The organism is Kitasatospora sp. MY 5-36 (assembly GCF_001182915.1).
In the GTDB taxonomy this organism is placed as follows: domain Bacteria; phylum Actinomycetota; class Actinomycetes; order Streptomycetales; family Streptomycetaceae; genus Kitasatospora.
Map to the genome: position 1 here is coordinate 1 of NZ_LFVW01000790.1, position 4,484 is coordinate 4,484.

The window sequence follows — 4,484 nt, forward strand, 5'->3', positions numbered from 1 at the left end:
GCCGAGGGCGCCGCCCGCGGCGCCGTCTTCCCGGCCCTGCTGGACGCGGTCGGCTCGGCCCTGCACCGGCTGCACCGGACGGAGGGGCCCTCCCGGCCGGAGACCGGGGGAGGGGCGCTCGCGCTCGGCTACCCGTGGGGCGGACGGCCGGCGGGCGCGCCCGCCGCACTCGGCTGCTTCCTCAACACCCTGGTGCACCCGGCGACTCCGGGGCCGGTCGCGGACCTGGACGCGCTCGCGGACGCCTGGTGGGACGACCTGGACCAGGCCGGCACCCCCTTCGACGAGGTGGTCCGCGCCGCCCGCACCGCCGGGGCCCCGTGGTCGGGCGCCCTGGACGGCCTGCTCACCCTGGACGACCTGCACCGCCGCCCGCCGCTGGTGCTCGGCGGCACCCCCGGCCGGGAGACCCCGCTGGACGGGCGCCCGCTCGCCGCGCCGATGGCCGTCTCCGCCTCGCACGGCGACGACCTGCTGGTCCGGCTGGCCTGGGACCGCGACCGCTTCCCCGAGGCCGACGCCCACGCGGCCTTCGACGACCTGCTCGCCGTGCTGCGGCACCACCTGCCCGCCCGGCCGAGCCCGGTGCCGCAGGCCTGAACCCGCCTGCCCCGCAGGCCCGACACCGCACGTCCGAGACCGTACTTCCGACGCCGCCCGCCCGAGACCGTACGCCCGGAACCACCCGCCCGGGACCGTACGCCCGAGACCGGGACCGTACGCCCGAGACCGCGGGCGCCGAACTCCCACCCAGGATCCCGAACGGCGGATCCGCCATGCCCGTCCGCGCGCGTCCGACACGCCCCCGGACGGGACCCCCGGGCCCCGGGCCGCACCTCACCCCGGTGCGGCCCGGCCACCGGCCGGTACGGGAACACCCCACGCCCGCTTCCGGCCACCGCAGTGCCGACACAGCCCACCACACAAGGGAATCGACGATGTTCGCACTCTCTCCGTCACAGGAGATCGTCTGGCTGCACGAGCAGATGCTGCCGGGCAGCCGCGCCTACAACTTCACCGCCGTCCTCGACCTGTGGGGCGCTCTCGACCGGGACGCGCTGCACACCGGCCTGGCCGCCGTGCTGGCCCACCACCCGGGTCTGCGACTGGAGTTGGTGCCCAGCCCGGAGGGCCTGCCCGGCCAGCGGGTCGCCGAGGACTGCGAACCGGAGCTGCGCCACAGCGACTTCGCCGCCGAGCAGGACCCGGAGGCCGCCTTCCAGCGGCTGCTCGCCGCCGAGGCCGAGGAGCCGCTGGACACCGGCCGGGCGCCGGTGCTGCGCTGGCACCTGGTCCGGCTCGGCGAGGACCACCACCGGCTGATCCACGTCGAGCACCACCTCGTCCACGACGGCCACTCCTTCGCGATCCTGCTGCGCGACCTGTTCACCGTCTACCGCGCCACCGTCCTCGGCGAGCCGTACCAACTGCCCGTCGCCCCCTCGTACGAGGACCACGCCCGCGCCGCCGCCGACCTCCCCCGGGACCGCGGCCTCGACTTCTGGACCAGGGAGCTGGCCGACGCGCCGCGCGAGGTCACCCTGCCCGGGCTGGCCCGGCCGCGCGCCGAACGGCGCCACCACGGCGGCCAGTTGCGCCAGTCGATCGGCGCCGACCTGGCCGGGCGGCTGCGCGAGCGCAGCAAGGCGGACGGCCACACCCCGTTCAGCACCCTGCTCGCCCTGCTCGCCGAACTGCTGCGCCGGCACAGCGGCCACCGCGAGCTGGTGATCGGCACCGCCGTCGGCAACCGCCCGGAGGGCTTCGAGGGCACCGTCGGCATGTTCGTCAACACCGTCCCGCTGCGCCTGCGGCTCGACCCGACGGTCCCCGGCACCGAGGCCGTCGACGAGGTGACCGACGTCCTGCTGCGCGCGCTGCCGTACCAGGACCTGCCGGTCCAGGAGCTGACCCGCCGGCTCGGACTGCACACCAGCGGCGCCGACAACCCGCTGTTCAACGTGATGTTCAGCGCGCACGACGCGGCGCTGCCCGACGTCCAGGCACCCGGTCTCGAGGTCTCGCTGTACGAGGGCTTCAACACCGGCACCACCCGCTTCGACCTCGACCTGGTGCTGCTGCCCGACGACCGCCGGGTGGTCGGCGAGAAGCACGGCGCCGCCGGGATGACCCTGGTCTGGGACTACGACGCCGACCTGTTCCGCGAGTCCGACGCGGTGCTGCTGTCCGAGCGGCTGCTGGAGCTGCTGCGCTGCTACCTGGACCGCCCGCAGACGCCGATCGCCGACCTGGCCCCCGCACCCGAGGCCGCGCAGGCCGCCCCGGTCGCCCCGGTCGCCCCGGTCACCCCCGCCGTGCTCGACCCGGCCGCCGCCCACGACCCGGCCTCGCTCGCCCTGCTGGCCGGCACCGAGCGGATCAGCTACGGCGAACTCGACCGCCGGGTCACCGAGTTGGTCGAGCGAATGAGTGCCGCCGGCGTCACCCCCGGCCAGCCGGTCGCCGCCGTGCTGCCGCGCGGCGCGGACAGCGTGGTCGCGCTGCTCGCCTGCCTGCGCCACGGCGCCGTGTACGCGCCGCTGTCCACCGAGGACCCGGCCGCCCGGCTCGGGCTGCTGCTGGAGCGGCTGAGCCCGGCGCTCGTCCTCACCACCCGGCAGAGCGCGTCGGCACTGCCGGAGGAGGGCGTCACCCCGGCGCTGCTGGACGGCCCCGAATTCCCGAAGGCCGAGCCCGCCGCCGTGCTGGACGGCGCCGCGTACGTGATCCACACCTCCGGCTCCACCGGCGTCCCCAAGCCCGTCCTGGTCGGCCGCGAGGCCCTCGCCGGGTACGTCGCCGCGATCGTCGACCGCTACCGCCTCACCTCCGCCGACCGGGCGCTGCTGTTCGCCCGGCCGTCCTTCGACGTGGCCCTGGAGGAGGTGCTGCCCGCCCTCGCGGCCGGCGCCGCCCTCGTCGTGCCGCAGCGCGAGGTGCCCACCGGGCCCGAGCTGGTCGCCGTGCTGGCCGCCCGCGGCGTGACCGTCGCCAACCTGCCGACCAGCTACCTGCTCGCCGTCCGCGAGGACCTGCGCGCGGCGCTGGACGACGGCCGCTGGGCGCCCCGGCTGCTGGTGCTCGGCGGCGAGCGGCTGCCCGCCCGGGCGCTGACCGGCCTGACCGGGGCCACCACCGTGCTGAACGCCTACGGCGTCACCGAGGCCACCGTCACCTCCACCGTGTACGAGATCACCGCCGCCGACGTCGCCGAGGACGGCGAGATCCCGCTCGGCGCCGAACTCGACGGCGTGAGCGTCCACGTCCTGGACGACACCCTGCGCCCGCTCGCCCCCGGCTGTGTCGGCGAACTCGTCGTCAGCGGCGGCCTGTTGGCCGAGGGCTACCTCGGCCTGCCGGAGCCCACCGCGGCCCGCTTCACGACCGTCCCCGCGCTCGGCGGCGCCCGGGTGTACCGCACCGGCGACCGCGGCTACCGCGACCTGGACGGGCGGCTGTGCTTCCTCGGCCGCGCCGACAACCAGGTCAAGCTGCGCGGCCACCGGATCGAGCTGGAGGAGATCGAGGCCGCCGCCTCCGCCGAACTCGGCGGCCGCTCCTGCGCGGTGCTGCTGCACACCGACCCGCGGACCGGCCCCCGCCTGGTCGGCTTCCTGGAGGGCACCGACCGCCCCGACCAGGCCGCCCTGCACGAGGCGCTCGCCCGCCGGCTGCCCGGCGGACTCGTCCCGGCCAGCTGGACGGCCGTCGCCGCGATGCCGACCCTGCCCGGCGGCAAGCCCGACCGCGCCGCCCTCGCCCGCCTGGTGGAGCAGACCCCGGAGCCGCAGGAGGACGCGTCGGGCGAGTTCGCCGACCCCGGCCAGCGGCTGATTGCCGCCGCCTGGCGCGAGGTGCTCGGCCACGACCGCTTCACCGCGGACTCGCACTTCTTCGAGGTCGGCGGCCACTCGCTGCTCGCCGCCCAGCTCGCCGCGTACCTGGAGCCCCACCTCGGCAGCCGCCCGCCGCTGCGCACCCTGTTCCGCCACGCCGTGCTGGCCGACCAGGCCCGCGCCCTCGCCGCGAACGCCAAGTGAACGCGCCTTCCAAGGCATCGAACTGACGGCTCGTCACTTTCTGTGGAGATGATGATGGAACACCTTGGCACGGAACTCCGGAGCACGGACACCCTGAGCGCGGACGGCCCGATTACCGAAGGCCTTCGTTCGGACGGCCTGAGCATCGGCTACGGCCGCCCGCACCAGGACGGCGCGGTGCTCGACCTGTTCACCGCCTGGGCGCACCGCACCCCCGACGCCCCCGCCCTGATCGACGGCGAGCAGGTCTACAGCTACGCCGAACTCGACCGCCTCGCCGACACCGTGGCCGAGGCGCTGCGCGGCAGGGTCGGCCCCGGCGACCTGCTCGGCGTCTGCCTCGCCCACTCGGTCTCGCTGGTCGCCGTCACCCTGGCCGCCGCCAAGCTCGGCGCCGTCCACCTGCCGCTCGGCCCGGCCTGGCCGCGCACCAACTGGTAGTAC

At 76.2% G+C, this 4,484-nt stretch carries 2 protein-coding genes and 1 pseudogene; all 3 read left to right on the plus strand.

The genetic code is table 11. From position 1 onward, the window contains the following. A pseudogene (locus AE652_RS47590) lies at positions 1-600 on the plus strand (non-ribosomal peptide synthetase); the annotation flags it as partial. A gap of 338 nt (positions 601-938) precedes the next feature. Further along, positions 939-4,040 carry a non-ribosomal peptide synthetase gene (locus AE652_RS36065; protein WP_049659233.1) on the plus strand — a complete coding sequence of 1,034 codons (3,102 nt, stop codon included), beginning with the start codon at positions 939-941 and terminating at the stop codon, positions 4,038-4,040. Positions 4,041-4,094: 54 nt separating this feature from the next. After that, complete coding sequence (locus AE652_RS36070) at positions 4,095-4,481, plus strand: AMP-binding protein (RefSeq protein WP_082346201.1); 387 nt, start codon at positions 4,095-4,097, stop codon at positions 4,479-4,481. Positions 4,482-4,484: the final 3 nt, after the last annotated feature.

Bases quoted from the DNA above. Each gene is read 5' to 3' on its own strand.
- AE652_RS36065 (WP_049659233.1), top strand. From the start codon at position 939: ATGTTCGCACTCTCTCCGTCACAGGAGATCGTCTGGCTGCACGAGCAG.
- AE652_RS36070 (WP_082346201.1), top strand. From the start codon at position 4,095: ATGGAACACCTTGGCACGGAACTCCGGAGCACGGACACCCTGAGCGCG.